Origin of the sequence: Streptomyces capoamus, assembly GCF_014654935.1 — a bacterium.
Lineage (GTDB): Bacteria > Actinomycetota > Actinomycetes > Streptomycetales > Streptomycetaceae > Streptomyces > Streptomyces capoamus.
Genome location: NZ_BNBF01000014.1, coordinates 34,988 through 35,241 on the forward strand (window position 1 = coordinate 34,988; position 254 = coordinate 35,241).

The following is a 254-nucleotide window of genomic DNA, read 5'->3' on the forward strand; positions in this document are numbered from 1 at the left end:
TGGTCGCCGAGGGCGGCAAGGTGCTGCTCGACGAGGCCTCGCTCTGGCCGGACAAGAAGTTCGTGATCACGAACATCATCGTGCGCCAGGCCTTCCTCAAGGAGCACCCGAAGGCGGTCGAGGCCGTGCTGAAGGCCTCCGTCGGGGCCAACAAGTGGATCAACGCCCACCCGGACGAGGCGAAGGCCGTCGCCAACAAGCAGCTCGAGGCCGACTCGGGCAAGGCGCTGCCGGCGAAGGTCCTGGACCCGGCG

Annotated in this window: 1 protein-coding gene; it reads left to right on the forward strand. The window is 68.1% G+C overall.

Annotated elements, in window-relative coordinates; translation table 11 throughout:
- Nucleotides 1-254 (forward strand): ABC transporter substrate-binding protein (locus IE312_RS41215; protein WP_229900270.1); only part of this gene is annotated, 254 nt, incomplete at both ends.